Raw genomic sequence first — 26410 nt, forward strand, 5'->3', positions numbered from 1 at the left:
CCTACGGGGGCGCACTGACTGCGAGGCACCGGTCACAGGTGTCTCAGTAGCGGGGACTCAATAGCGGGGAAGGGTGCGCGGGCCGAGGTCGTCGCGGGCGGGCGGCGGGGCCAGCCGGACGGAGGCGCCGAGGACGGTCAGGCCGTGGGGCGCGACGACGACCGGCTCCAGGGTCACCGCGACCACTTCCGGGTGGTCGTCGACCAGCCTCGACACCCGCAGCAGCAGCTCCTCCAGCGCCGGGGTGTCGACCGGCGTCGAGCCGCGCCAGCCGAACAGCAGCGGCGCCGTCCGGATCGAGCGGACCAGCGAGGTCGCCTCCCGGTCGGTCACCGGGATCAGCCGGTGCGCCATGTCCCCGAGCAGCTGGGAGGCGGGCCCGGCCAGTCCGAACGACAGCACCGCTCCGGCCGCCGGGTCGATGACGGCCCGGACGATGGTGTCGACCCCGCGCGGCGCCATCGCCTGCACCACCGGCCGCAGTTCCTCCGGCTTGCCGAACAGCCCGGACAGCTCGGCGTACGCGCGCCGCAGTTGCTCCTCGTCCGCCAGGTCGAGGCGCACCCCGCCGAGGTCGGCGCGGTGCCGCAGGTGCGGGGCGGTGGCCTTCAGGGCCACGGGATAGCCGAGGTCTTCCGCCGCCCGGACGGCGTCGTCCGGGGTGAAGGCGGGGACGGCGCGGCGCACGGCGATGCCGTAGCACTCGAGCAGTTCGCACGTCTCCTCGGTCCCGAGGGTGAGTCCCTGGCCGCGGCTGAGCATGCGGTCGATGATCCTGGCGGCGCCCTTCTCGTCGATGCCGTCGAAGTCGGGGACCTTGCCGGGCTGGGCGGCCTCGCGCCGCCACTGCGCGTACTTCACGGCCTCGCTCAGGGCCCGCACGGCACGCTCGGCGGCGGGGTAGGCGGGGATGAGGCGGGTGCCGGTGTCGGGGGCGGCGGTGTCGGGGGCGGCGGTCTGCCGGTCGGACGCCTGCGCGGGCAGTTGCTGCGAGGGGCGCAGGCGGCGGGCGCCGGGCGCCTCGGGGGACGTCCGCGGCGCGGTGCTCGCCGCCGCGGACAGGGCCTCGGCGAGTCCGCCGAGTTCCACGTGCACGACGAGCACCGGCTTGCCGGGGACCTGCTCCGACGCGGACTTGAGCGCCTGCGCCAGTTCGGCGTCGGCGTCGGCACCGGTGGCCGGCGCCTCGCCGATGGCGGGTATCGCGGTGACGACGACCGCGTCGCACGCGTCGTCCTCCAGCACCTTCAGCAGGGCCGCGTGGAAGTCCGCCGCCGAGGCCTGGGTGGTCAGGTCCAGCGGGCGCAGCGGACGCAGCCCCTCGGAGAGGCAGGCGTCGTAGGTCAGCAGACCGAGCGACTCGGAGTTGCCGAGGATGGCCACCCGCGGACCGGCCGGCAGCGGCTGCCGGGCGAGCAGCAGGCCCGCGTCGACCAGCTCGGTGATCGTGTCGACGCGGATCACGCCCGCCTGCCGCAGCAGCGCGGACACCGTCGCGTGCGGCAGGCGCGTCGCGCGGACGGCGTGCCCCTGCGGCGCGCTGCCGGCGCCCTGCACGACGACCAGCGGCTTCACCGCCGCGGTGCGCCGGGCCAGGCGCGTGAACTTGCGCGGGTTGCCGATGGACTCCAGGTACATCAGGGCGACGTCGGTGTCGGGGTCGTCGTACCAGTACTGGAGCACGTCGTTGCCGGAGACGTCCGCGCGGTTGCCGGACGAGACGAACGTCGACACGCCGGTCACGCCGGTGACCCCGCCGCCGCGCCGCTGCAGCCGGGACAGCAGGGCGATGCCGATGGCGCCGGACTGGGCGAACAAGCCGATCCGGCCCGAGCGGGGCATCGCGGGGGCGAGCGAGGCGTTGAGCCTCACGTCCGGGGAGGTGTTGATGATCCCGAAGGCGTTCGGGCCGATGATGCGCATGCCGTACGCGCGCGCGTGCCGGACGAGTTCACGCTGGCGCTCGCGCCCCTCCGGGCCGCTCTCGGCGTACCCGGCGGAGACCACGACCAGCCCCTGCACGCCGTGCTCGCCGCACTCGGCGACGACGTCGGGGACGTGCTCGGCGGGCACGGCGACGACCGCGAGGTCGACGGGCCCCTCGATCTCCCGCACCGAGCGGTGGGCGGGGATCCCGTCGAACTCCTTCTGGTCCTCGGCGAAGGCCCTGTTCACGGCGTGCAGCGCACCGGTGTACCCGGCGTCGCGGATGTTGTCGAGGATGCTGCGTCCGACGCCTCCCGGAGTGCGGCCGACGCCGACCACGGCGACCGAGCCGGGCACGAGCAGCCGCCGTACCGACCGCGCCTCGGCGCGCTGCTCCCGGGCGCGCTGCACGGCCAGGGAGCGGTCGGTGGGCTCGATGTCGAACTCCAGGTGTACGACGCCGTCCTCGAAGCTGCGCTTCTGCGTGTACCCGGCGTCCGTGAACACCTTGATCATCTTGGTGTTGGCGGGCAGCACCTCGGCGACGAACCGGCGGATGCCGCGCTCGCGGGCGACGGCGGCGACGTGTTCGAGGAGGGCGGAGGCGACGCCGCGCCCGTGGTGGGCGTCCTGGACCAGGAAGGCGACCTCGGCCTCGTCCGCGGGGGAGGTGGCGGGCGTGCCGTCGGCGCCGATGCGGTCGTAGCGTACGGTGGCGATGAACTCGCCGCCGACCGTGGCCGCGAGTCCCACCCGGTCCACAAAGTCGTGGTGCGTGAAGCGGTGGACGTCCTTGGCGGACAGTCGCGGGTAGGGCGCGAAGAAGCGGTAGTACTTCGACTCGTCCGACACGTGCTCGTAGAAGCTGACCAGGCGATCCGCGTCGTCCGCGGTGATGGGGCGGATGCGTGCGGTGCCGCCGTCGCGCAGCACGACGTCGGCCTCCCAGTGGTCGGGGTATTCGTGCCGGTCCGGCGAGGTCTGCATGGGCCCCAGAGTACGGCTCGCTTCTGACGACGGCGCGAGGCACTCTGTGGTGAACCGCCGAGGAGGACGGTCGGGCCGAGGCCGCGGTCCGAAGGTCACTCCGGGAAGGGTCGGACGACCCCTCCTGGCACGCTCCCCGGTGTGGGAAACTGGTCTAGACAACCCTGAGAATCGAAGGGCAGCATCACATGGCTGAGCGCCGCGTCAACATCGGCTGGGCAGAGGGCCTCCACGCCCGCCCCGCCTCCATCTTCGTCCGAGCCGCCGCGGCCACAGGCGTCCCGGTAACGATCGCCAAGGCCGACGGCGACCCCGTCAACGCGGCGTCCATGCTGGCCGTCCTGAGTCTGGGTGCCGAGGGCGGCCAGGAGGTCGTCCTCGCCTCCGACGCCGAGGGGGCCGACATCGCCCTCGACCGGCTGGCGAAGCTGGTCGCCGAGGGCCTCGAGGAACTCCCCGAGACCGTCTGACCCCCGCCCGGACCACACGGAGCCGCGCCCCCCGGGAGTGGGGGGCGCGGCTCCGCCGTCACACGGGGCGAGGGCGGTCAGCTCCCCCGTCACACGGTGCAAGGGCGGGCGGCGCCGCCGCCGGAGCAGACGGACGGCGCGGCCGGCGCCCTGGAAGGGGCGGGCGCGGTCGGCTCCGCCCCGGGAGCGGGCGCGGTCGGCTCCGCCCCGGGAGCGGGCGGACACGGACTGCCCGGCCACTGCACGGCCCGGACCCGGCTCACCCCGCCCTGACAGGGCACGGGCCGGCGCGTCCAACCCCGCCACAGAGACCGAGCGCACGGCTTGCCCGAGCACGGCTCGCCTCGCCCTCGCGGGGGACGGGCACGGCCGACCCCGCCGCGCAGCGCCCCGGACAGCCACGTCGTCTCACCTCCGGACGCATTCACCCCCGCCGCGTGAGCCGAGCACGCGGCGTGCCGGTGGCCCGCACCGAGCGAGGCAGGGTCCGCCCTGGCCCGTGGTGGGCGCGAACCACCCTGCCGCCACACGGCCCGAGCGCCGCTCGCTCCGCCCTGGCAGGGGACGAACACGGCCGACCCCTCCCGCGCAACGCCCCGGACCGGACAGCCACGTCGCCCCACCCGCCGGGCGCGTCCAACCCCGCCGTCCAAGCTGAGCGCGCGGCTCGCCGGTCGCCGGACCGATCACGGCGGGCTCCCTCGTCACCGCGGAACGGGTGCGCGCGGCTCCGCCGCCGCACGAGCCGGGCCGCGGGGCTGCCGTTGCCGGGGCCGGGCGCGGCGGCCCCGTCGTTGCGGCGGCCGGGGCGGCCTCGCCGTGGCACAGGACGGGCCCGCGCTGTTTCACCGTCCGCCGCGGGCGCGAGGCGCTTCGCGACCTCGCGAGCCCGGCGTGCGGCTGTGCCGCCCTCTCCCCCCGAGCCGGGTGCGTGCGGCTCCGCCAAGTCGCGAGCCGAGCACAGGCGGTCCCCGATGTGGTGCGGGCCGGGTCCGGGCGGCTTCGCCACGGTACGGGTACGGGCGGCCGCGGGTGGCGCGGGCGGGTGCGCGTGGCACCGGCGGGTGCGCGGAATTTTCGTGCACGGCCGGAGGCCATTGGCGGGTGATCGGATGACGGTATTCGTCACGCGGGCATACGGAAGGCGCGCGGGCGGGAATTTACGGCGCGCACGGAAAAGGGCAGCAGAAATAGGGCCCGGCTGAATATCTGTTCTTTGTATACGGCGCGCATGTTAATGCCGCAGCCCAGAAATGTTTACGGGATGTTGCGAGTTCCTCACACGGTCGGCGCGGTCCGCCCCGCCGCCGAATCGGAGCCGGTGCGCGGCGCTGGAGCGCTCGGTGTGCAGCGCCGTGACCGCCCGCGCGCGCTCGCCGTCGCCGCGTGCCACCGCGTCGACGATCGCGCCGTGCTCCGCCCAGGACTCCATCGGGTCGGCCGGCGCGTCCACGGCGTACATCCAGGAGATCTTCTGGCGCAGCTGAGTGAGCATCGAGGTCAGCGCGGGGCTGCAGGCGGCCTGGGCGAGCGTCTCGTGGAACCAGCCCCCGAGCGAGCGCAGATCCTCGCTGTTGCCCCTCCTGGCGCGCTCCTGACCCAGCCTGACCAGGCCGCGCAGCACCTTCAGGTGGGCCTCGGTGCGCCGCTGGGCGGCCCGCGAGGCGCCGAGCGGCTCCAGCAGCACGCGCATCTCCAGCAGGTCGGCGGCCTCCTGCTCGGTCGGCTCGGCGACGCACGCGCCCGCGTGCCTCCGGGTCACCACGAAGCCCTCCGCCTCCAGCGTGCGCAGGGCCTCGCGGACGGGGACGCGCGAGACGCCGTAGCGGCGGGCGAGGACTTCCTCGGTGAGCCGGCCGCCGCGCTCGTGGACACCCGCGACGATGTCGTCCCGAATGGCCGTGCACACCGAGTGCGCGGGAATGCGCATGACCGACCTCCGCATTAATCCCCGTGAAACGTCGACGATTGACGTGTGTTCAGCGACTCTAATGCAATGGGCCGGAATTTCCGACGGCGGACCGGAATCCAGGGATATTTTTTGGTCAACGGGCCGGACCGCCGGGCAGACGGAACGCCGAAAGCCCCGGCCGGTTGGCCGGGGCTCGGGTCGGAGCGGACTTGCGGCGGGGCGGACCGGTGATCCGCCCTCGGAGGTTCACGCCCTCGGAGGTTTCCCTCCTCAGAGGTTCACGCCGTGCCTGCGCAGATAGGCGAGGGGGTCGACGTCCGAGCCGTACTCGGGGGTGGTGCGGACCTCGAAGTGCAGGTGCGGTCCGGTGACGTTGCCGGTGGCGCCGGACAGGCCGATCTGCTGTCCCGGGGCCACCGTCTGGCCCACCGAGACGCCGATGGACGACAGGTGGCCGTACTGGGTGTACATGCCGTCGGCCATCCTGATCACGACCTGGTTGCCGTACGCCCCGCCCCAGCCGGCCTCGACGACGGTGCCGACGCCGACGGCGTGCACCGCCGTGCCGCTCGCGGCGTGGAAGTCGATGCCCGTGTGACTGCCGGAGGACCACAGGGAGCCGCCGGTGCGGTATCCGGTGGAGACGTACGAGTGCGCGATCGGCGCCGTGAACGCGTTGAGGCGCTCGCGCTCGGCCTCGCGGGCGGCGCGCGCCTTGGCCTCGCGCTCCTGCGCGGCCAGCGCGGCGGCCTTCTGGCGCGCGGCCTGCTCGGCGGCCTTCTCGATCGCGGCCTCCTCGGCGGCCTGCTGCTGGGCCTCCGCCTGGGCGTCGATCTTCTCGGCGACCGCGTCACCGAGGCTGACGACGGGGAGCAGGCCGGTCCGCTCGACCGTGTTGTCGGCGGCGAGCGCCGGGGCGGCCAGAGCGCCGACCACACCGGTGGTCGCGAGCGTCGCCATGCCCGCCGCGCGCGCGGAGGTGCTCCTGAGACGGCTGGGACGGCGGTGCTTCCCGGTGGCGCAGGTGAACGCCATGTGGTGGCTGATCCTTTCCTTCCCTCTCGCCTACCGGGTTAGCTGACAGGTTCGGAGCAGGAAGGTCTCCTACGGGCCCCCTCGCCGCGGGCGCGGGCGTCCGATTCACCTCAGGGACGTGGGTCCCCGGCTCCCCTGGCTCGCGCCGTACGGGGACTCGGCGATGGCTGTCCGGTGCCGCGGGTGCGGCGCACTGCCTGACGGACAGCCCGGACGACGCTAAACGGGCCGCCTCTCCATCCCCAAACAGAAGACCGCTTTTGTAGCGCATGCCACAGGGCAGACAGGCAACCTCTGCCTCAATTCGGGCATGAGAGGGCCCCGGTGACCCGTCGGTCACCGGGGCCCCCACGCGCGCGTGCCGCTACTCGGCGGGCACGACGGTCACTTCGCCGATGCCGAGGGCCTCGACGGGCTCCTTGATCTGGGAGGCGTCACCGACCAGGACGGTCACCAGACGGTCCACCGGGAACGCGCTCACGGCCGCCGCCGTGGCCTCCACGGTGCCGGTCTCGGCGAGCTGCCGGTACAGCGTCGCCTGGAAGTCGTCCGGCAGGTGCTGCTCGACCTGGTCGGCCAGCGTGCTCGCCACGGCGGCCGCGGTCTCGTACTTCAGCGGCGCCACGCCGACGAGGTTCTGCACGGCGACGTCGCGCTCGGCGTCGGTCAGGCCCTCCGCCGCCAGGGTGCGCAGCACCGTCCACAGGTCGTGCAGGGCGGGGCCGGTGTTCGGGGTGTCCACGGAGCCGCTGATGGCGAGCATCGCGGCGCCCGAGCCGTCCGGCGCGGACCGCAGCACCTGGGCGAAGGCGCGCACGCCGTAGGTGTAGCCCTTCTCCTCCCGCAGCACGCGGTCCAGGCGGGAGGTGAGGGTGCCGCCCAGGCAGTACGTGCCGAGCACCTGCGCGGGCCACACGCGGTCGTGCCGGTCGGGTCCGACGCGGCCGATGAGCAGCTGGGTCTGGACGGCGCCGGGACGGTCGACGATGACGACGCGGCCGGTGTCGTCGGCGGTCACCGGCGGCACGGGGCGCGGCTCGGCCGCCGGGCCGGTCCAGGAGCCGAGGGTGTCGCCGAGCAGCGCGTCGAGGTCGATGCCGGTGAGGTCGCCGACGACCACGGCGGTGGAGGTCGCGGGGCGGACGTGCTTCTCGTAGAAGGCGCGTACGGCCGCGGAGTCGATGTCGGAGACGGTGTCCTCGGTGCCCTGGCGCGGGCGCGACATGCGCGAGTCCGCCGCGAACAGTTCCTTCGACAGCTCCTTGGCGGCGCGCCGGGACGGGCTGGCCAGCTCGTGCGGGATCTCGTCGAGCCGGTTGCGCACCAGCCGCTCGACCTCGCTGTCCGCGAAGGCGGGCGCCCGCAGGGCGTCGGCGACCAGACCGAGCGCCCTGGCCAGGCGGGAGGCCGGCACTTCCAGGCTCAGGCGGACGCCGGGGTGGTCGGCGTGCGCGTCGAGGGTGGCGCCGCAGCGCTCCAGCTCGGCGGCGAACTCCTCGGCGGAGTGCTTGTCGGTGCCCTCGGAGAAGGCGCAGGCCATGATCGTGGCGACGCCGTCGAAGCCGGCCGGCTCGGCGTCCAGGGGGGCGTCCAGGAGCACCTCCACGGCGACGACCTGCTGGCCGGGGCGGTGGCAGTGCAGGACCGTCAGTCCGTTGTCGAGCGTGCCGCGCTCGGGGGCCGGGAACGCCCAGGGCCTGGCCTCGCCCGCGCTGGGCCGGGGGTGGAACTCCATCGTGGCGAGCTCGGTCACTTGGCCGCCTCCTCGTTGACGTCGGTGCCTTCCACGGTGGCCTCGGCCTCCGGGTCCTCGGGCGGGTCCGCGGCCTCCGCGACCTCGGCGGCGACGGGCTCGTAGACGAGCACCGCGCGGTTGTCGGGGCGCAGGCGCGCCCTGGCGGCCTCCCGCACCTCCTCGGCCGTCACGTCGAGCACGCGCTGCACGGCGGTCAGGGCGAGCTGCGGGTCGCCGAAGAGGACGGCGTACCGGCACAGTTCGTCGGCACGGCCCGCGACCGTGCCGAGCCGGTCCAGCCACTCGCGCTCCAACTGGGCCTGGGCGCGCTCCATCTCCTCGGCCGTGGGGCCCTCCTCGGCGAACCGGGCGAGCTCCTCGTCGATGGCGGCCTCGATGACCGGCACCTCGACGTCGCCGGAGGTCTTCACGTCGAGCCAGCCCAGGGAGGGCGCCCCGGCGAGCCGCAGCAGGCCGAAGCCGGCCGCGACGGCCGTGCGGTCGCGCCGGACGAGACGGTTGTACAGGCGGGAGGACTCGCCGCCGCCGAGGACGGTGAGCGCCAGGTCGGCGGCGTCGCACTCGCGCGTGCCGTCGTGCGGCAGCCGGTAGGCCGCCATCAGGGCGCGGGCCGGGACCTCCTCCTCGACGACCTCGCGCAGCTGCTCGCCGATGACGTCGGGCAGCGTGCCGTCGCGGGGCGCGGGCTTGCCGTCGTGCGCCGGGATGGACCCGAAGTACTTCTCGATCCAGGCGAGCGTCTGCTCCGGGTCGATGTCGCCGACGACCGACAGGACGGCGTTGTTCGGCGCGTAGTAGGTGCGGAAGAACGCGCGCGCGTCCTCCAGGGTCGCCGCGTCCAGGTCGGCCATCGAGCCGATCGGGGTGTGGTGGTAGGGGTGGCCGTCCGGGTAGGCCATGGCGGTCAGCTTCTCGAAGGCGGTGCCGTAGGGCACGTTGTCGTAGCGCTGACGGCGCTCGTTCTTGACGACGTCCCGCTGGTTCTCCATGGACTCCTCGTCCAGGGCGGCGAGCAGGGAGCCCATGCGGTCGGCCTCCAGCCAGAGGGCGAGCTCCAACTGGTGGGCGGGCATCGTCTCGAAGTAGTTGGTGCGCTCGAAGCTCGTGGTGCCGTTGAGCGAGCCGCCGGCGCCCTGCACCAGCTCGAAGTGGCCGTTGCCCTGCACCTGCGCCGAGCCCTGGAACATCAGATGCTCGAAGAGGTGAGCCAGCCCGGTGCGGCCCTTGACCTCGTGGCGCGAGCCGACGTCGTACCAGAGGCACACCGCCGCGACCGGGGTCAGGTGGTCCTCGGAGAGCACCACGCGCAGCCCGTTGGCCAGGCGGTGCTCGGTCGCTGTCAGGCCTCCGGAGCCTGCCTGGTCTGTGGCCGTGTGACCCATGGGCATGTACGTCCCTTCGATCGCGGATGCGGTGCCTGCATCGCGGTTTTCCTGCCGGTCCTGCCACTGTATGCAAGCGGGCGGAGCCGGGGCGAAGTTCCCGGACGGCGTACGCCCACAGCGGATCGCGTTAGCCTGCGTGCAGCCGCGTCGGCGCGGCACGGGGTGTCCGCCGGACCGCCGGCACCGGGTCCCGGCGCAGGCTGTCAGTGCCGCGGTCCACAATGGTCCGCGTCAGATCCCGTCAAACGCTCCAGCACGAATGAGCCGCAGGGGCGCGACGCGCAGCCCCGCAAGCGAGCGACAGATACCAGGAGGAGCCGGCAGCGATGGCCCGCCGCAGCACGAAGACCCCGCCGCCCGACGACGCGTTCGAGGAGCGGATCCTCGACATCGACGTTGTCGACGAGATGCAGGGCTCCTTCCTCGAGTACGCGTACTCGGTCATCTATTCCCGGGCCCTGCCGGACGCCCGGGACGGCCTGAAGCCGGTGCACCGCCGCATCGTCTACCAGATGAACGAGATGGGCCTGCGCCCCGACCGCGGCTATGTGAAGTGCGCCCGCGTGGTGGGCGAGGTCATGGGCAAGCTGCACCCGCACGGCGACGCGTCGATCTACGACGCGCTGGTGCGCATGGCCCAGCCCTTCTCCATGCGCGTGCCGCTGGTCGACGGCCACGGCAACTTCGGCTCGCTGGGCAACGACGACCCGCCGGCCGCCATGCGGTACACGGAGTGCCGTCAGGCCGCGGCGACCAGCCTGATGACCGAGTCGATCGACGAGGACACCGTCGACTTCGCGCCCAACTACGACGGCCAGGAGCAGGAACCGGTCGCGCTCCCGGCCGCCTTCCCGAACCTGCTGGTCAACGGCTCCTCGGGGATCGCGGTCGGCATGGCGACGAACATGCCGCCGCACAACCTCTCCGAGGTCGTCGCGGCCGCCCGCCACCTGATCCGCTATCCGAACGCGGATCTGGACACCCTGATGAAGCACGTCCCCGGCCCCGACCTGCCCACCGGCGGGCGCATCGTCGGCCTCTCCGGCATCCGGGACGCCTACGAGACGGGCCGCGGCACGTTCAAGATCCGGGCGACGGTGTCCGTCGAGACCGTCACCGCGCGCCGCAAGGGCCTGGTCGTCACCGAACTGCCCTTCACGGTCGGCCCGGAGAAGGTGATCGCCAAGATCAAGGACCTGGTCGGCTCGAAGAAGATCCAGGGCATCGCCGACGTCAAGGACCTCACCGACCGTGAGCACGGGCTGCGCCTGGTCATCGAGATCAAGAACGGCTTCGTGCCGGAGGCCGTCCTGGAGCAGTTGTACAAGCTGACGCCGATGGAGGAGTCCTTCGGCATCAACAACGTGGCCCTGGTGGACGGGCAGCCGCTGACGCTGGGTCTGAAGGAGCTGCTGGAGGTCTACCTCGACCACCGCTTCGAGGTCGTGCGGCGCCGCAGCGAGTTCCGGCGCACCAAGCGGCGCGACCGCCTGCACCTGGTGGAGGGCCTGCTGACGGCGCTCGTCGACATCGACGAGGTCATCCGCCTGATCCGCTCCAGCGAGAACAGCGCGCAGGCGAAGGAGCGCCTGATGGAGCGCTTCTCCCTGTCGGACATCCAGACGCAGTACATCCTGGACACCCCGCTGCGCCGCCTGACCAAGTACGACCGCATCGAGCTGGAGGCCGAGAAGGACCGGCTGAACGCGGAGATCGCGGAGCTGACCCGGATCCTGGAGTCGGACGCGGAGCTGCGCAAGCTGGTCTCCTCCGAACTGGCGCAGGTGGCGAAGAAGTTCGGCACCGAGCGGCGTACGGTCCTGCTGGAGTCCGCGGGCAGCACGGCGGCCGCCGTGCCGCTGCAGGTCGCCGACGACCCGTGCCGGGTCCTGCTCTCCTCGACGGGGCTGCTGGCGCGCACGGCGAACGGCGAGCCCTTCGAGCAGGACGCCGACGCCCGGCGGGCCAAGCACGACGTGATCGTCTCGGCGGTCCCGGCGACGGCGCGCGGCGAGATCGGCGCGGTGACCTCAGCGGGCCGTCTGCTGCGCATCAACGTCGTCGACCTCCCGCAGCTGCCGGAGACGGCGTCGGCGCCGAACCTCTCCGGAGGTGCGCCGCTGGCGGAGTTCGTCACCCTGGAGGACGACGAGACGGTGGTGTGCCTGACCACGCTCGACGAGTCCTCCCCGGGCCTGGCGCTCGGCACCGAACAGGGCGTCGTCAAGCGCGTGGTGCCGGACTACCCGGGCAACAAGGACGAGCTGGAGGTCATCACGCTCAAGGACGGCGACCGGATCGTCGGCGCGGTCGAGCTGCGCACCGGCGAGGAGGACCTGGTCTTCATCACCGACGACGCGCAGCTGCTGCGCTTCCAGGCCTCGCAGGTGCGTCCGCAGGGCCGGCCGGCGGGCGGCGTGGCGGGCATCAAGCTCACGGAGGGCGCGAAGGTCATCTCCTTCACGGCGGTGGACCCGGCGGCGGACGCGGTCGTGTTCACGGTGGCGGGGTCGCGCGGCACGCTCGACGACTCCGTCCAGACGACGGCCAAGCTGACCCCGTTCGACCAGTACCCGCGCAAGGGCCGCGCCACGGGCGGTGTGCGCTGCCAGCGGTTCCTGAAGGGCGAGGACTGCCTGTCCCTGGCGTGGGCGGGTCCCGCGCCGGCCAGGGCCGCGCAGAAGAACGGCACCCCGGCCGAGCTGCCGGACATCGACCCGCGCCGCGACGGCTCGGGCGTGTCGCTGCCGAAGACGGTGGCGGTGGTGGCGGGACCGGTCTAGGCGGCGGTCGGGTGCCGTCCAGCGCGGGCGGCCGTCGCCGTCGCTGTCGCTTCGGTGAGGTCGCCCGCGATCCGGCGGGAAGCCGACCCGGGCCCCGGGAGGGGTCCTACGCCGGCTCCGCGAGGTCGTCGTCGGGGTCCTGGACTCCCTCGCCGGGATCCAGGACTCCCTCGCCGGGATCCAGGACTCCCTCGCCGGGATCCAGGACTCCCTCGTCGGGATCCTGGACATAGCGCAGGACGCCCCACATGCCGTGCTCGTCGGCGGTGTGCGGGGCCTCGCTCCTGCACGCCTCGAGTTCCTTGCCGAGGGCGGAGGCGTCGATGCCGGAGCCGATGAGCACGAGCTGGGTCAGCCGCGGCTCACCGGCGGCCCAGGGCTCCGGGTAGAAGCGCAGGAAGCGGCCCACGGCGTGCACGGCGTACCGGTTCCTGACGTCGTGCGCGCCGAAGTCGACGTAACCCTTGATCCGGTACAGCCCGTCGGGCCGGCTGTCGAGGAACGCCATCAGCCGGCGGGGGTCGAGGGGGGCGTCGGAGGCGAAGGACAGGCTGTCGTAGGCGGTGTGCGGATGGCCGGCGTGCTCGGCGGCGGGGTCGCCGTGGTCGTGCAGGTCGTCGAAGGACAGCTGCCCGACGCGTTCCTCGCCGGGCCGGCAGTCGAAGAGGAACTCGGGGTCGACGCGGCCGTAGCTGGCGGGGACGACGGCGGCGCGGTCGACGAGCGAGTGCACCAGGGCGAGGACGCGCTCGCCGTCGGGTGCCCGGTCGAGCTTGTTGACGACGACGAGGTCGGCGAGGGCGAGATGCCGGTCGATCTCCGGGTGTGCCGCGCGGGTGCGGTCGAACTCGGCGGCGTCGACGACCTCGACGAGACCGCCGTACACGATCTGCGGCAGTTCGCTGCCGAGCACCATGCGGACGAGTTCCTGCGGCTCGGCGAGGCCGCTGGCCTCGATCACGATGACGTCGATGCCGGCGGAGGGCGCGGCGAGCCGTTCCAGGTAGGCGTCGAGCTCGCCGGGGTCGACCGCGCAGCACAGGCACCCGTTGCCGAGGGAGACGGTGGAGTCGCCGAGCGCGCCGGCGACGGCCATGGCGTCGATCTCGATCGAGCCGAAGTCGTTGACGACGGCCCCGATACGGCTGCCGCCGCTGCGGTGCAGGAGGTGGTTGAGCAGCGTGGTCTTTCCCGAGCCGAGGAATCCGGCGAGCACGACGACCGGGATCTGCCGGGGACTGCGGCTCGGCTGACTCACTCTGCGACCTCTCTGACGCCGACGCGTGCACCGGAGCGCGGCTGCGGCGCACGCAGGGGGATGGAATGCCGCACCAGGATACGAGCCGGCGGAATCTCCACTGAGTGAACGATTCCTAACGGCACTTGCGGGGCAGACGTCTGGGCAAGGCGCCGGAGTGTGCGACCCTCGCTTCCCTCCGTGCGCCTCCTCTCCGCCTCCCCGCCGGTCAGAGCCGCTCGGCACTCTGGGAGACGGCAAGCGCCGCCCACCGCTCGCCGGTCCCCGTCAGCCGACCCGCATCCCGACGACCGGCGGACGGCCGCCTGAATCGGGGGTATACATGGCCAGAGGAAGCGTGGGATCGCGGCTGTGGGCCGCCGCCGCGGCAGGGATCGGCCTGGTCGCGGGAACTGCCGTCACCATGGCCGCCCAGCGCCCCGCGATGAACGCACTGCGCACCCGAGTGGAACTCCTCGAACAGGCCGCGCAGATCCAGCGCCAGGCCAACCTCGCCCTGCAACAGCGCCAGCACTGGGAGCTGCTGAGCAAGGCCATGGACGACCCGGAGCTGGCCGAGGTGCTGGACGCCTATGGCGGGCACGTGCCGCCCGGGAAACAGCGCCAGTTCCTCTTCGCGAACGCGCTCTACACCAATGCGCTCTGCTACTACCGCATGGGCAACATCACCCGCGAGGAGTTCTTCGGCTTTGCCCGCGGAATGCTGCAACACCCCATATTCCGGGAGTACTGGTACGCGACCCGCCCCCATCGGGCCACCCTCATCGGTACCTCCGACGAAGCCGAAATCGGACGCATGGTCGACGACCTTCTCACCCAGCTGGAGGAGACGGACATTGACGAGTGGTGGGTGGTCGGCGAACCGCCCGTGGAACAGGAGTGAGCCCGGCCAGGGCGTCCTCGCCCGGCAATTGCGGGCGCCCTACCCCGCTCCCGGGCAGATCACACAGTTGGGCGGTAACGAAGCAATAAACCGCCGCGTTTCCTCAGATACCAACAAGGTTGACTACTACGCGACCACGAACGGGTCGATCCCCGCCAAGTGCCGCTCCGTGTCGCCCGGTTGTCGAGGCCATCGCCCCACAGGGCCGCATCGCACCGCGCAACGACGGTGCGAATCATCCAGCCTCGACGAAATTAAGGAAGTCCCACCAGTGAGCCAGATCATCCGTCGGCTTGGCACCCCTCCCACCGCGCGGGGAAGCGTCACCGGGGCCAACTGCCCCGACATTTTCGAACTGTCCGACGGAAGGTTCGCCGTCATCGGCACGGACGTGACAGAAGAACTCGAATCCGAACTTCCCGCCGACGCCTCCCGGGCCGAATACGAGCGGATCGTCGTCGTCAGCCGCGAGACCCTCATCCACGCGAAGGCGGACATCCCCCACACGTAGTCGTAACCGGCTCATACGCCTGCAAGCGCGACACCGTCAGGTTGTGTGGTCCTCAACGGCACCGTATGAAAGGCCGAGACATTGGTCGCAATCGTACGCCGGATCGGCGCCCCTCCCAGCGCGCGAGGCAGTCTGTCGGGACAGTCCTGTCCCGACATCTTCGAACTCAGCGACGGCAACTACGCCGTGATCGGCCGGGAGGCCACCGCGGAACTCGAGGGCCAACTGCCCGAGGACGCCACTCGCGCGGCCGACGAACGCATCGTGGTCATCAGCCGCGAGACACTCGTCCGTGCCCGAGAGGACATCCCCCACGACTGACGCCCACAGCCCAGCGCTGTGACCACGGCGAGGGTCCGGCACCGGCAGCGGAGCCGGACCCTTCCGTCCACTCGACGCTTCGGTCGACACAGTTGCTCGACACAGTTGCTCAATACTGTGGATCAGGGTGCGGATCGAGGTGAGGTATCCGCCGCCGCCCTGCGGATACCGTGACCCCCATGCGCGATCCAGAGCCCCCCGCCGGTCACCCCGAGCGGCGCCTGACCACCAAGGAAGCCGCCGAACTGCTGGGGGTGAAACCCGAGACCGTGTACGCGTACGTCAGCCGCGGGCAGCTCAGCAGCCGGCGCGTGCCCGGCGGGCGGGGCAGCAGCTTCGACGCGGGCGAGGTGGAGGCCCTCGCGCGGCGCAACCGGCGGGAGAGCGCGGTGAGTCCGGGCTCCGGCGGCGAGTTGTCGGTGCGGACCCGGATCACGCTCATCGAGTCGGACCGGTACTACTTCCGGGGCGTCGACGCGACCCGGCTGGCCACCCGCCACTCCTACGAAGAGGTCGCGGAGTGGCTGTGGACGGGCCGGCTGCGTCCCGGCGTCACCTTCCGCGCGCCCGGCGCCTCCGTCGCCGTCGCCCGCCGCGCCGTCGACGCGCTGCCCGAACACGCGGGCCCCACCGACCGGTTGCGGGTGGCCGCCATCGCCGCCGCGGTCGCCGACCCCCTGCGGTTCGACCTTTCCGAGGAGACCGTGCTCGGCACGGCGCGCACGCTCATCCCGACGCTCGTCGCCGCTCTGCCGCCGGTGCACGGCGGACACCGCGACGACGACCCGCTCGCCCACCGCCTGTGGACGAGGCTGAGCGGCCGGGACGCCGACGAGGCCTCGCTGCGCGCCCTGGACACCGCGCTCGCCCTCCTCGTCGACCACGACCTAGCCGCCTCGACCCTGGCGGTACGCGTCGCCGCGTCGGCCCGCGCCCACGCCTACGCCGCCGTCTCCGCCGGGCTCGGCGTGCTGGAAGGCCCGCTGCACGGCGCGGCCAGCGGAAACGCCCACCGGCTGCTGCTCGAGGTGCTGGACCAGGGCGACGCGGGCCCTGTGATCGCCGACGAGCTGCGGGCCGGCCGGCGCATCCCGGGACTCGGCCACCGGCTGTACCAGGGCGAGGACCCACGCGCGCGTGTCCTGTTCGACCTCTTGGAGGACATCCCGCACGCCGCGCCCGCGCTCGCCGCCGCCCGCGACGTCGTGGCCACCACCGCCCGCCACACCCCGCTGCACGCCAACGTCGACCTGGCCCTCGCCGTCCTCACCGCGTCCTGCGGCATGCCCGCCACGGCGGGCGAGACGATCTTCGCCGTGGCCCGCACCGCGGGCTGGATCGCCCACGCCCTGGAGGAGTACGGCGAACGCCCCCTGCGCATGCGCCCGAGCGGCCACTACGTCGGTCCGCGGCCGCCCCAGCCACTGCCGGAGCAGGACACGGACACGGACACGGGCGGGAACATGGACACGGGCAGGGACACGGGCAGGGACACGGGCAGGGACACGGGCACGGGCAGGGACACGGCCGGAAGCCGCCGGGGATGAAGTCAGGTTAGGCTCACCTGTGTGAGTATCTGCTCCTCCGCCTCCCGCGAGCTCGACGAGCCCGTCGCGGGCACCGCGGCCACCGCGAGGACCTGGCTCCTGCTCGAACAGCCCGGCCCGTGGGGCGCCGAGGCGCTCACCTCCAGCCATCTCGATCCCGCGGTGGGCCACGCCCTGAAAGCAGCCGCGCGGGGCACGGGCGTACGGGTGGCGCTCATCCGCCGCCCCGGACGGCACGCCGACTGCGGCACCCCCGTCGCCCGCCGGGTGTACGCGGCCCACACCGTCCCCGGCAGGACGTGGCTGCACTCCGCCACCACCAGCGACCCGCGGGACCTGCTCGGCCTCGACCTGGCCGCGCTCGGCAGGGGCGAGCACCGCACCTTCGACTCGGTGCTCGGCGCCCGGCCCCACACCGGCGCCCCGCTCGCGCTCGTCTGCACCAACGGCAGGCGCGACCGCTGCTGCGCGCTGCTCGGCCGCCCCCTCGCCGCCGAACTCGCCGCGTCCGGGACGGAGGGCGTCTGGGAGGTCACTCATCTGGGTGGTCACCGCTTCTCGCCCACGCTGCTCGTGCTGCCGTACGGATACGCCTACGGCCGCGCCCGGGCCGACGCCGTCGAGGAGGTCCTGCGCGGCGTCCAGGAGGGGCGGATCGTCGTCGAGGGATGCCGCGGGAGCTCCGCGTGGGAGCGGCCCGGCCAGGCGGCCGAACTGGCCGTGCGCACGGCCGCGCGCGAACACGCGGCCGGCGCCCTGACGGTCGTGAGCACGGAGAGCGTCGTGGGCACGGGCGGCTCCACGCCGCGCTGGGAGGTGACCGTCGCCCACACGGACGGGCGGCACTGGCGCGTCGTGGTGGCCCAGGGCGCGGCCCTGCCGCCCCGCCCGGAGAGCTGCGGGGCATCGGTTCTGGGCTCGCCCGCGCGCATGGACGTGCTGGCGGTGCGCGAGCTGACACCGGCGCTCGCGGGCTGACCTCGCGGGTCGGCCCGTTGACTGTCGCGGTCCACATTGATCGAGAAATTGATCGACGCATTGATCGGGCGGCGGATCGCGGAATTGATCCGGAGAGGGATCGGGGAAATCCCCACCGCACCCCCTACGACGGCCGGCGCGGGCCCACGTACCGTCGTCGCCATGAGCCACAGCCCCACACCTTCCGCACGCCGGCGTCTCGGCCTTCCCAAGCGGATGTTCTCCCAGGTGCTGCTGATGCAGGTGGCGATCGCCGCGGGGGTGGCGGTGCTCGCGACCGGGCTGTTCCTGGCCCCGCTGAGCAGGCAGCTGGACGACCAGGCGATGCGCCGTGCGCTGTCGATCGCGGAGACCACCGCGCAGGAACCGCGGATCGTCAGGGACCTGCAGACCACGCCGCCGTCGCCGGAGGGGCCCGTGCAGCGGGAGGCGGAACGGATCCGGAAGGCCACCAGGGCGCGGTACGTCGTGGTGATGGACTGGCGGGGCGTGCGCTGGTCCCACACCGACCCCGGGCAGATCGGCGGCATCGTCTCGACCGACCCCAGCGAGGCCCTGGCGGGCGAGGAGGTCATGGCGATCGACGTCGGCACCCTCGGCCGCACGGCCCGCGGCAAGGTGCCGCTGTACGACGACGCGGGCCACGTCGTCGGCGCCGTCTCGGTCGGCATCAGGTACGACAGCGTCCGCGCCCGGCTCCTCGGCGCGATACCCGAGCTGCTCGCCTACGCCGGAGCGGCGCTGGCGGTCGGCGCGCTGGCCGCCTGGCTGGTCTCCCGCCGGGTCCAGCGGCAGACCCACGACCTGGCCTTCTCCGACATCGCCGGGCTCCTGGCGGAACGCGAGGCGATGCTGCACGGCATCCGGGAGGGCGTCGTCGCACTGGACCGCGCGGGCCGGGTCCGCCTCCTCAACGACGAGGCGCACCGCCTGCTGGGCATCGGCGACGAGGCCGTGGGCAGGTCTCCCGACGAGGTGCTCGGCGAGGGGCGGACGGCCGACATCCTGGCGGGCCGGGTGACGGGCACCGACCTGCTCACCGTGCGCGGCCGGCGCGTCCTGGTCGCCAACCGCATGCCCACCGTCGACGGCGGTGCCGTCGCCACCCTGCGCGACCGGACCGAACTGGAACGGCTCGGCCGGGAGCTCGACTCCACGCGCGGCCTGATCGACGCACTGCGCGCCCAGGACCACGAACACGCCAACCGCATGCACACCCTCCTGGGGCTGCTCGAACTGGAGATGTACGACGACGCCGTGGAGTTCATCGGAGAGGTGGTCGGCGACCACCGTGCCACCTCCGAGCAGGTCGCCGAGAAGATCCGGGACCCCCTGCTCGCGGCGCTGCTGGTCGGCAAGGCGACCGTCGCCGCCGAGCGGGGCGTGGCCCTGTGGATCTCGGACCGGACATGGCTGCCGGACCGGCTGATCGACCCCAGGGGACTCGTCACCGTCGTCGGCAACCTGGTCGACAACGCGCTCGACGCCGTCGCGGGCACGCCGCACGCGCGGGTGGAGGTCGAGCTGTGCTGCGAGGGCCGTACGGCCGTGCTCAGGGTGCGCGACACCGGGCCCGGGATCCCCGCCGAACAACGCGAGTTGATCTTCACCGAGGGCTGGTCCACGAAGGAGCCGCCCGCGCACCGGGAGCGCGGCATCGGGCTCTCCCTGGTGCGCAGGCTCGCCGAGCGCCAGGGCGGCAGCGCGACGGTGGCCGAGGCCGAGGGCGGCGGCGCGGAGTTCACCGTGGTGCTGCCCGAGGCGCTGGCCGAGCCTGAGCCCGCGCCGACCGCGACCGGGGTCCGCCCCGTCGAGGAGCGGTACCCCGTCAGGACGGACCACCCCGTCAAGGAGGAGTCGCGATGATCGAGGTCCTGGTCGTGGACGACGACATCAGGGTCGCGCGGGTCAACGCCGCCTACGTGGAGAAGGTCCCGGGCTTCCACGTGGCCGGTGAGGCGCACAGCGCGGGCGAGGCGCTGCGTCTGCTGGAGGCGCTGCCCGGCCTCGATCTGGTCCTGCTGGACCACTGCCTGCCCGACGAGACGGGTCTGGCGGTCGTGCAGGAGATGCGCCGCCGCGGCCACCGGGCGGACGTGATCATGGTGACGGCGGCCCGGGACGTGTCGACCGTGCAGGCGGCGATGCGGCAGGGCGCGCTGCACTACCTGGTCAAGCCGTTCACCTTCGCGGGCCTGCGCGCCAAGCTGGAGGCGTACGCGCGGCTGCGCCGCACGCTCGACGGCGGGGGCGAGGCGGAGCAGGCCGATGTCGACCGCATCTTCGGCGCGCTGTCGGCGCCCTCGGAGCCCGGGCTGCCCAAGGGGCACTCCCCCGCCACCGCCGACCTGGTGCGCCGCTGCCTGATGAACGCCGAAGTCCCGCTGTCGGCACAGGAGATCGCCGAGCGGACCGGGGTGAGCCGGCAGACCGCCCAGCGGTACCTGAAGCTGCTGGAGCGCACCGGACGGGCCCGGCTCACCCTCAGGTACGGCGACGCGGGCCGCCCGGAACACCGTTACGTGTGGGCGGCCCGCGTCTGAGAGCACGGCCGGGTGGGGGCGGGGAAGGGACCGTGCCCCCTGTGCATACGGATTCAGTCCGCGGCTTTCTCCACGAACTCGGTGGTGTACGTCTTGTCGAGGTCCACCTCGGCGTTCTTGATGTTGGGGTTGAACGCCTTGAGCACCTTCTCGACCGTCGCGGGACCGTCGGCGGGCATCACGCCGTCCTTGGTGAACATCGGCAGCGTGCTCTCGATGGCGGCGGCGTAGAGGACCTTGTTGCCCTGCGAGTAGTCGGCGGGCATCTTGTCCGCGATCTCGGACGAGCTGTGGGTGGACATCCACTTGAGCGTCTTGACGAACGCGTTGGCCAGCTTCTGGACCGTGTCCTTGTGACTGTTCACCCAGTCCGTCTGCATGTACAGGCTCGACGACGGGTACGGGCCGCCGAGCGCCTCCTGGGACCCCTCCGGCGTCCGCATGTCGAGGAGCACCTTGCCGGCCTTCTTGTCCAGGATCGTGGCGACGGTCGGATCGGTCGTCATGCCGCCGTCTATGGCGCCCTTCTGGAGGGCCGAGATGAAGGTCGGTCCCGCGCCGACGGCGACCGGCGTGAACTGGTCGACCCGCACGCCGTTCTTGACCGCGAGGTACTTGGTGAGGAAGTCGGTGGAGGAGCCCAGACCGGTGACGCCGAGCTTCCTGCCCTTGAAGTCCTTGGGCGAGGTGATGTCGCCCGCCGCTTTCTGGGAGACGATCTCCACCTCGCCGGGCGCGTGCGAGAACTGCACGACGGACTCCACGGACTTGCCCTTGGTCTGCAGGTCGAGCGTGTGGTCGTAGAAGCCGACGGCGCCCTGGACCTGGCCGGAGACGAGCGCGGTCTCCGCCTGGACGCCGGCCGGCTCGCTCAGCAGCTCCACGTCGAGCCCTTCGGCGTCGAAGTAGCCGAGCCGCTGGGTCAGCATCGCGGGCAGGTAGATGACCTTGTCCAGGCCGCCGACCATGATCTTGACCTTGGTGCCCTTGCCGCCGGAGCCGGCGGAGGCGCTGCCCGCCGCGTCGTTGGCGCAGGCGGTGAGGGAGGACAGGGCGAGCAGGCCGGCCGCGGCCAGGGAGGCGTATCTGGCGCTTCTGCGCATGGAGGTTCACGTCCTTGTGACTTGTGAGAGGGCGGTGCGGGGAGAAAGGGGGGTGGTTTGAGGGGCTCGTTCGAGGGGCTCGTTCGAGGGCGTTCAGCTGTCGGAGCCCGACGGCTTCCAGCGGAAGATGCGGCGCTCGGCGAAGGTGAGCAGCCCTTCCGCGAGGAGCGCGACGACGGCGAGGATGACCATCGCGGCGTACACCCCGGCCGCGTTGAAGGTGCCCTGGGACTGCGCGACGAGCAGGCCGATGCCCTTGGTGGCGCCGATGTACTCGCCGACGATGGCGCCGATGAGGGCGAAGCCGAAGCTGACGTGGAGGCTGGTGAAGATCCAGGAGGTGGCGGACGGGATGACGACCTGAAGCGTCACCCTGCGGTCGCTCGCGCCGAGGATACGGGCGTTGGCGACCAGGTTGCGGTCGACCTCCCGGGCGCCCTGGAAGGCGTTGAAGAAGACCGGGAAGAACACCAGCACGACGGCGGAGGCGACCTTGGAGGCCGGTCCGAGCCCGAACCAGATCACGAAGATCGGCGCGAGGACGATCCTGGGGATCGAGTTGAGCACCTTGATGTAGGGACCGAGGATGTCGGCGAGGAAGGCGATCCGCCCCAGCGCGATGCCGAACACCACGCCGGCGACGACACCGATGATCCACCCCAGCAGCGCTTCGTGCAGGGTGAACCAGATCTGCTCGCCCAGGGAGCCGAGCGCCGTCCCGTGGGTCAGCCAGGTGTAGATCTGGTCCCAGATCTTCGAGGGCATCGAGAAGTTGAACGGATCGATGATCTCGGCGCGGGAGAGCGCCTCCCACACGCCGAGGAAGGCGATCAGGAGCAGCACGCGGGACGCCGTGACGACGATCTTGCGTTTGCGGGCGGCACGCGCGCGTGAGTGCGCGCGGCCCGGGGCGGCCTTGACCGTGTCGACGACCGGTGTGGCGAGGACCTCAGGCGACATTCGCGGCACCCCTCTCGCGGGTGATGCGGACCTCTTCGCCCAGCGACTCCCAGATCTCGCGGTAGATCTCGATGAACCGCGGCTCCAGGCGCACCGACTCGACCTTGCGGGGCCGCGGCAGGTCGATGTCGAAGACGTGCTTGACGGTCGCGGGCCCGGCCGTCATCACGACGACCTTGTCGGCCAGGGCGATCGACTCCTCCAGGTCGTGGGTGACGAAGACGACGGAGGCGCCGGTGCCCTCCCACAGCTCCAGCAACTCGTCCGACATCAACGCCCTGGTCTGCACGTCCAGCGCCGAGAACGGCTCGTCCATCAGCAGGATCTCGGGGTCGTTGACGAAGGTCGCGGCGAGCGCGACGCGCTTGCGCTGGCCGCCGGAGAGCTGGTGCGGATAGCGGTCCTCGAAGGCCGCGAGACCGACCCGGGCCAGCCATTCGCGCGCCTTCCGCTTCGCCTCGGCCTTGGGCACGCCACGGAAACGCGGCCCCGCCATGACGTTGGACAGGACGGTGCGCCAGGGGAAGGTGGCGTCCTGCTGGAAGACGAAGCCGACCTTGCCGCCGACGCCGTGGACCGGCTCCCCGGCGACCAGGACCTCGCCCTCGGTGGGCTCTTCCAGCCCGCTGACCAGGGTCAGCGTGGTCGACTTGCCGCAGCCGGTGGGTCCGACGACCGCCACGAACTCCCCCCGCCCGACGGTGAGGTCGAGGTCTCGGACAGCCGTGTGCAGACCCCCCGACGGGGTCTTGAAGATCTTGCTGGCGCCCCGCAGCTGAATGGCGGGGCTGTTGTCTGGGCTCATGGCCGGGGACGGTAGAGGCGGCCCGGGCCACAGCAGGAGCCTTCTGTGCGCATGCCGTTCTTTTGCCTGCAACAGCCTGTTGTGCTCTTTTTGCTCGCGTTACAACAGCGGAGCCGAAACACGGGCTTAACACGATGCCCGCCTGGCCTTGAACGGAGAGAGGCCCGATGATTGACGTCCTGGTCGTGGACGACGACTTCCGCGTCGCCGAGATCAACGCGAGGTACGTGGGAAAGGTTCCCGGCTTCCGGGTGGCCGCCCGCGCGCACAGCGCCGCCCAGGCCCTGGCGACCGTGCAGCGAGAGGCCATCGACCTGGTCCTGCTCGACCACTACCTGCCCGACCAGACCGGCCTCGAACTCGCCCACCGCATGCGGGAGCAGGGCCACGGCACCGACGTCATCATGATCACCGCAGCCGGCGACGTGGCGACCGTGCAGGCCGCCATGCGCCTGGGCGCCCTGCACTATCTGGTCAAGCCGTTCACCTTCGCCGCCCTGCGCACCCGCCTCGACTCGTACGCCGCCCTGCGCCGGACGGTCGACCGGGTCGGCGGCCGCGGGATCGCCGGGCAGGAACAGGTCGACCGGATCTTCGGCGCGCTGCGCACCGCGTCGGTGCCGTCGTCGTCACCGGGTCTGCCCAGCGGCCACTCGGAGCCGACGGCCGACCTGATCTGCCGCGTCCTGCACGGCGCCGGCCACCCGCTCTCGGCCCACGAGGTGGCCGCCGAGACGGGCCTGAGCCGCTCCACGGCCCAGCGCTACCTCCGCCACCTCGAACAGGCCGGCCGCCTCCGGCTGTCCCTCAGGTACGGCGACACGGGCCGACCGGAGCACCTCTACGCCTGGATGGCTCCGTAGCCGGTACGCAGGCGTGGCTCCGTAGCCGGTACGCCCGGGTGGCTCCGTAGCCGGGCGCGCGATGCCCCGCGACGGCCGCGGGCGCCACCGCGGCCGACGGTGGCGAGGAACCGGCGCCCGCGGCACTACGGACCGAGGCCCCCGTCAGACGGCTCCCGCCCCGGTGAGCGACCGCACCTCGGTCTCCGCGTGCTTGGCCTCGTCCGGGGCCTCCGCGGAGGTGACCGTGCCCAGCCAGCCCGCGAGGAAGCCCAGCGGGATCGAGATCAGACCGGGGTTCTGCAGCGGGAAGTACTGGAAGTCGGCGCCCGGGAAGAGCGACTCCGGGCTGCCCGACACCACCGGCGAGAGGGTGACGAACACCAACGCGGGCACGAGGCCGCCGTATACGGACCACACGGCGCCCCGTGTGGTGAATCCGCCCCAGAACAGCGAGTAGAGCAGCACCGGGAGGTTCGCCGACGCGGCGACGGCGAAGGCGACGCCCACCAGGTAGGCGACGTTCAGATCGCGGGCGAGCAAGCCGAGGGCGATCGCGAGGACGCCGATGCCGACCGCGGCGACCCGGGCCACGGCGACCTCGCTGCGCGGCTTGCCGCCGCGGCGGCGCAGGGACGCGTACAGGTCGTGGGCCACGGACGCCGAGGAGGCGAGGGTGATCCCGGCGACCACCGCGAGGATCGTGGCGAAGGCGACGGCGGCGACCACGGCGAAGAGCACCGTTCCGCCCGTGGAGTCGGCGCCGCCTCCGAGGTCGAGGGCGAGCAGCGGCACCGCGGTGTTGCCCGCCGCGTTCGAGCCGCGTACCGCGTCCGGTCCCACGATCGCCGCCGCACCGAAGCCGAGGACGATCGTCATCAGGTAGAAGCCGCCGATGAGCCCGATCGCCCAGAGCACGGAACGGCGGGCCGCGCGGGCGGTCGGCACGGTGTAGAAGCGGGAGAGGATGTGCGGCAGCCCGGCGGTGCCCAGGACCAGGGCGAGTCCCAGGCTGATGAAGTCGAGGCGGGCGGTCCAGTCCCCGCCGTACTTCAGCCCCGGTGCGAGGAACGCCTCGCCGTGTCCGCTGCGCGCGGCCGCCGTGAACAGGAGCCGGTCGAAGTCGCCGTGGAAGCGCGCCAGGACGAGCACGGTCAGTACGAGCGTCCCGCCGAGCAGCAGTACCGCCTTGACGATCTGGATCCAGGTGGTGGCCCGCATCCCTCCCAGCGACACGTAGACGATCATGAGCGCGCCGACACCGATCACGGTCCAGGACCGCGCGGCCCCGCTCGTTCCGCCGAGCAGCAGCGCGACCAGGCTGCCGGCGCCCACCATCTGCGCCACCAGGTACAGGACGGACACGGTGACCGAGGAGGTGCCCGCCGCGATCCGCACCGGCCGCTCGCTCATCCGTGCCGCCACCACGTCGGCGAGCGTGAACCGCCCGCAGTTGCGGACCAGTTCGGCGACGAGGAACAGCACCACCAGCCAGGCCACGAGGAAGCCGACCGCATACAGCAGCCCGTCGTAGCCGAACAGCGCGATGAGCCCGGAGATGCCCAGGAAGGACGCGGCGGACATGTAGTCGCCCGCGATGGCAAAACCATTCTCCATCGGCGAGAAGAGGCGCCCGCCCGCGTAGAACTCCTCCGCCGAGCCGTGGCGGTGGCGGCTCACCCACGTGGTGATGCCCAGCGTGACCGCGACGAACGCGCTGAACAGCGACAGCGCGAGTGTCTGGTGATGGCCCGTCATCACGCACCCCCTCGGGCGCCACGCGTCAACTCCTGTGTGTCCCAGCGCAGTTCGAGTGCTGCCCGGTCCCTGCGCAGCCGGGCGTGCCGGGCGTAGGCCCAGGCGAGCAGGAAGGTACTGAGGAACTGCCCGAGTCCCGCGGCCATCCCCACGTTCACGGACCCCACCACCGGCCTCGCCATCAGCGCCGGGGCGGTCGTCGCGGTCACGACGTAGCCCACGTACCAGGCGAGGAAGACGACGACGCCCGGCACCACGAACCTGCGGTACCGGCGGCGCACTTCCTGGAAGGCCGCGCTGCGCTGGACCTGGAGGTAGACGTCGGCCGGAGCGGGCGCCTCCGCCGCTCCCGCCACGCCCGTGCGGCCCGGCGCCCCGGCAGCCTGCGCGGGAACGGGTACGCCGCCTCCGGCCGGCTCGCCCCAGCCGGAGGCGAGTGCGTCGTACCACGGGTCGTCGTACCGCACCCCTGCGGGCGCCCCTGCCGCGGGCGGGGCGTGGTCGTCGTCATGTACGGCCGGACTTCCGGCGATGTTCCCGCCTGCGCGGGTGGGACCGTTGCTTGACTGCATGCCCCAGCATGGACAGACCGGGAACCTCCCCGAACCTGCTTTACCGGACCCTTCACCCCATCAGGTGACCAACCC

General features: G+C 72.5%; 21 protein-coding genes and 1 riboswitch. Of the genes, 10 read left to right on the forward strand and 11 right to left on the reverse strand.

Annotated features, from left to right (window positions below; all coding sequences use genetic code 11):
* Positions 1 to 57: 57 nt before the first annotated feature.
* A complete protein-coding gene (locus AB0G63_RS26205; protein ID WP_360754711.1) occupies positions 58 to 2913 on the reverse strand; it encodes a GNAT family N-acetyltransferase in 2856 nt (951 codons plus the stop codon).
* Positions 2914 to 3101: 188 nt separating this feature from the next.
* Between AB0G63_RS26205 and AB0G63_RS26210 the strand changes: the two genes are divergently transcribed.
* The gene (locus AB0G63_RS26210; protein WP_360754714.1) at positions 3102 to 3383 is read left to right on the forward strand and encodes an HPr family phosphocarrier protein; all 282 of its coding nucleotides are present in this window, start codon (positions 3102 to 3104) and stop codon (positions 3381 to 3383) included.
* 1234 nt (positions 3384 to 4617) lie between these two features.
* Here AB0G63_RS26210 and AB0G63_RS26215 read toward each other — a convergent pair.
* The 4 genes from AB0G63_RS26215 to AB0G63_RS26230 all read right to left on the reverse strand — a co-directional run bounded on the left by AB0G63_RS26215 (position 4618) and on the right by AB0G63_RS26230 (position 9468).
* Positions 4618 to 5313: a GntR family transcriptional regulator gene (locus tag AB0G63_RS26215; RefSeq protein ID WP_360754717.1), complete on the reverse strand. Its 696-nt coding sequence runs from the start codon at positions 5311 to 5313 to the stop codon at positions 4618 to 4620.
* A 252-nt stretch (positions 5314 to 5565) separates the two neighbouring features.
* The gene (locus AB0G63_RS26220; RefSeq protein ID WP_360754720.1) at positions 5566 to 6330 is read right to left on the reverse strand and encodes a M23 family metallopeptidase; all 765 of its coding nucleotides are present in this window, start codon (positions 6328 to 6330) and stop codon (positions 5566 to 5568) included.
* Between the two features lie 12 nt (positions 6331 to 6342).
* Positions 6343 to 6503: riboswitch (cyclic di-AMP (ydaO/yuaA leader) on the reverse strand.
* A gap of 191 nt (positions 6504 to 6694) precedes the next feature.
* Complete coding sequence (locus AB0G63_RS26225; RefSeq protein ID WP_360754723.1) at positions 6695 to 8083, reverse strand: pitrilysin family protein; 1389 nt, start codon at positions 8081 to 8083, stop codon at positions 6695 to 6697.
* A complete protein-coding gene (locus tag AB0G63_RS26230; RefSeq protein ID WP_360754804.1) occupies positions 8080 to 9468 on the reverse strand; it encodes a pitrilysin family protein in 1389 nt (462 codons plus the stop codon). The genes AB0G63_RS26225 and AB0G63_RS26230 overlap by 4 nt, the downstream gene beginning before the upstream one ends.
* A 329-nt stretch (positions 9469 to 9797) precedes the next feature.
* On the opposite strand from AB0G63_RS26230, the gene AB0G63_RS26235 reads away from it, so the two are divergent.
* Entirely contained in the window at positions 9798 to 12254 is a 2457-nt protein-coding gene (locus AB0G63_RS26235; protein ID WP_360754726.1) for a DNA topoisomerase IV subunit A, read from the forward strand.
* A gap of 106 nt (positions 12255 to 12360) precedes the next feature.
* Here AB0G63_RS26235 and AB0G63_RS26240 read toward each other — a convergent pair whose 3' ends face one another.
* On the reverse strand, positions 12361 to 13512 hold the full coding sequence (locus tag AB0G63_RS26240; RefSeq protein ID WP_360754729.1) for a GTP-binding protein: 1152 nt from the start codon (positions 13510 to 13512) through the stop codon (positions 12361 to 12363).
* 322 nt (positions 13513 to 13834) lie between these two features.
* On the opposite strand from AB0G63_RS26240, the gene AB0G63_RS26245 reads away from it, so the two are divergent.
* From AB0G63_RS26245 to AB0G63_RS26275, 7 genes are all read left to right on the forward strand, one after another.
* Entirely contained in the window at positions 13835 to 14395 is a 561-nt protein-coding gene (locus tag AB0G63_RS26245) for a DUF6082 family protein (RefSeq protein ID WP_360754731.1), read from the forward strand.
* A 271-nt stretch (positions 14396 to 14666) separates the two neighbouring features.
* Complete coding sequence (locus AB0G63_RS26250; RefSeq protein WP_360754735.1) at positions 14667 to 14906, forward strand: hypothetical protein; 240 nt, start codon at positions 14667 to 14669, stop codon at positions 14904 to 14906.
* A gap of 81 nt (positions 14907 to 14987) precedes the next feature.
* A complete protein-coding gene (locus tag AB0G63_RS26255) occupies positions 14988 to 15227 on the forward strand; it encodes a hypothetical protein (protein WP_360754737.1) in 240 nt (79 codons plus the stop codon).
* 179 nt (positions 15228 to 15406) lie between these two features.
* A complete protein-coding gene (locus AB0G63_RS26260) occupies positions 15407 to 16774 on the forward strand; it encodes a citrate synthase (RefSeq protein ID WP_360754740.1) in 1368 nt (455 codons plus the stop codon).
* A 21-nt stretch (positions 16775 to 16795) separates the two neighbouring features.
* Positions 16796 to 17752: a sucrase ferredoxin gene (locus tag AB0G63_RS26265; protein WP_360754743.1), complete on the forward strand. Its 957-nt coding sequence runs from the start codon at positions 16796 to 16798 to the stop codon at positions 17750 to 17752.
* A 162-nt stretch (positions 17753 to 17914) separates the two neighbouring features.
* Entirely contained in the window at positions 17915 to 19618 is a 1704-nt protein-coding gene (locus tag AB0G63_RS26270; RefSeq protein WP_360754745.1) for a sensor histidine kinase, read from the forward strand.
* Positions 19615 to 20295, forward strand: a complete 681-nt coding sequence (locus AB0G63_RS26275) for a response regulator (protein ID WP_360754748.1) — start codon at positions 19615 to 19617, stop codon at positions 20293 to 20295. The genes AB0G63_RS26270 and AB0G63_RS26275 overlap by 4 nt, the downstream gene beginning before the upstream one ends.
* Positions 20296 to 20348: 53 nt before the next feature.
* On the opposite strand, the gene AB0G63_RS26280 is transcribed toward AB0G63_RS26275, so the two are convergent.
* The 3 genes from AB0G63_RS26280 to AB0G63_RS26290 form a co-directional block, all read right to left on the reverse strand.
* Complete coding sequence (locus tag AB0G63_RS26280) at positions 20349 to 21398, reverse strand: ABC transporter substrate-binding protein (protein WP_360754750.1); 1050 nt, start codon at positions 21396 to 21398, stop codon at positions 20349 to 20351.
* Between the two features lie 93 nt (positions 21399 to 21491).
* Complete coding sequence (locus AB0G63_RS26285) at positions 21492 to 22358, reverse strand: ABC transporter permease (protein WP_360754753.1); 867 nt, start codon at positions 22356 to 22358, stop codon at positions 21492 to 21494.
* Positions 22348 to 23163, reverse strand: coding sequence for an ABC transporter ATP-binding protein (locus AB0G63_RS26290; protein ID WP_360754755.1), 816 nt, complete (start codon positions 23161 to 23163; stop codon positions 22348 to 22350). Before AB0G63_RS26290 ends, AB0G63_RS26285 begins: the two co-directional genes overlap by 11 nt.
* Before the next feature lie 167 nt (positions 23164 to 23330).
* Between AB0G63_RS26290 and AB0G63_RS26295 the strand changes: the two genes are divergently transcribed.
* Positions 23331 to 24026: a response regulator gene (locus tag AB0G63_RS26295; protein ID WP_360754758.1), complete on the forward strand. Its 696-nt coding sequence runs from the start codon at positions 23331 to 23333 to the stop codon at positions 24024 to 24026.
* A gap of 144 nt (positions 24027 to 24170) precedes the next feature.
* Here the strand turns inward: AB0G63_RS26295 and AB0G63_RS26300 are convergent, their stop codons facing one another.
* Together AB0G63_RS26300 and AB0G63_RS26305 are read right to left on the reverse strand one after the other, a co-directional pair.
* Positions 24171 to 25763, reverse strand: a complete 1593-nt coding sequence (locus AB0G63_RS26300) for a cation acetate symporter (protein WP_360754760.1) — start codon at positions 25761 to 25763, stop codon at positions 24171 to 24173.
* A complete protein-coding gene (locus AB0G63_RS26305; protein WP_360754763.1) occupies positions 25763 to 26335 on the reverse strand; it encodes a DUF485 domain-containing protein in 573 nt (190 codons plus the stop codon). The genes AB0G63_RS26300 and AB0G63_RS26305 overlap by 1 nt, the downstream gene beginning before the upstream one ends.
* Between the last annotated feature and the right edge of the window lie 75 nt (positions 26336 to 26410).

It is taken from the genome of Streptomyces sp. NPDC020996 (assembly GCF_040641355.1).
Taxonomy (GTDB): domain Bacteria; phylum Actinomycetota; class Actinomycetes; order Streptomycetales; family Streptomycetaceae; genus Streptomyces.

Coding starts and splice junctions, on each gene's coding strand:
- AB0G63_RS26205 (WP_360754711.1), bottom strand. CDS start 2,913: ATGCAGACCTCGCCGGACCGGCACGAATACCCCGACCACTGGGAGGCC.
- AB0G63_RS26210 (WP_360754714.1), top strand. CDS start 3,102: ATGGCTGAGCGCCGCGTCAACATCGGCTGGGCAGAGGGCCTCCACGCC.
- AB0G63_RS26215 (WP_360754717.1), bottom strand. CDS start 5,313: ATGCGCATTCCCGCGCACTCGGTGTGCACGGCCATTCGGGACGACATC.
- AB0G63_RS26220 (WP_360754720.1), bottom strand. CDS start 6,330: ATGGCGTTCACCTGCGCCACCGGGAAGCACCGCCGTCCCAGCCGTCTC.
- AB0G63_RS26230 (WP_360754804.1), bottom strand. CDS start 9,468: ATGGGTCACACGGCCACAGACCAGGCAGGCTCCGGAGGCCTGACAGCG.
- AB0G63_RS26235 (WP_360754726.1), top strand. CDS start 9,798: ATGGCCCGCCGCAGCACGAAGACCCCGCCGCCCGACGACGCGTTCGAG.
- AB0G63_RS26245 (WP_360754731.1), top strand. CDS start 13,835: ATGGCCAGAGGAAGCGTGGGATCGCGGCTGTGGGCCGCCGCCGCGGCA.
- AB0G63_RS26260 (WP_360754740.1), top strand. CDS start 15,407: ATGCGCGATCCAGAGCCCCCCGCCGGTCACCCCGAGCGGCGCCTGACC.
- AB0G63_RS26270 (WP_360754745.1), top strand. CDS start 17,915: ATGAGCCACAGCCCCACACCTTCCGCACGCCGGCGTCTCGGCCTTCCC.
- AB0G63_RS26275 (WP_360754748.1), top strand. CDS start 19,615: ATGATCGAGGTCCTGGTCGTGGACGACGACATCAGGGTCGCGCGGGTC.
- AB0G63_RS26280 (WP_360754750.1), bottom strand. CDS start 21,398: ATGCGCAGAAGCGCCAGATACGCCTCCCTGGCCGCGGCCGGCCTGCTC.
- AB0G63_RS26285 (WP_360754753.1), bottom strand. CDS start 22,358: ATGTCGCCTGAGGTCCTCGCCACACCGGTCGTCGACACGGTCAAGGCC.
- AB0G63_RS26290 (WP_360754755.1), bottom strand. CDS start 23,163: ATGAGCCCAGACAACAGCCCCGCCATTCAGCTGCGGGGCGCCAGCAAG.
- AB0G63_RS26295 (WP_360754758.1), top strand. CDS start 23,331: ATGATTGACGTCCTGGTCGTGGACGACGACTTCCGCGTCGCCGAGATC.
- AB0G63_RS26300 (WP_360754760.1), bottom strand. CDS start 25,763: ATGACGGGCCATCACCAGACACTCGCGCTGTCGCTGTTCAGCGCGTTC.
- AB0G63_RS26305 (WP_360754763.1), bottom strand. CDS start 26,335: ATGCAGTCAAGCAACGGTCCCACCCGCGCAGGCGGGAACATCGCCGGA.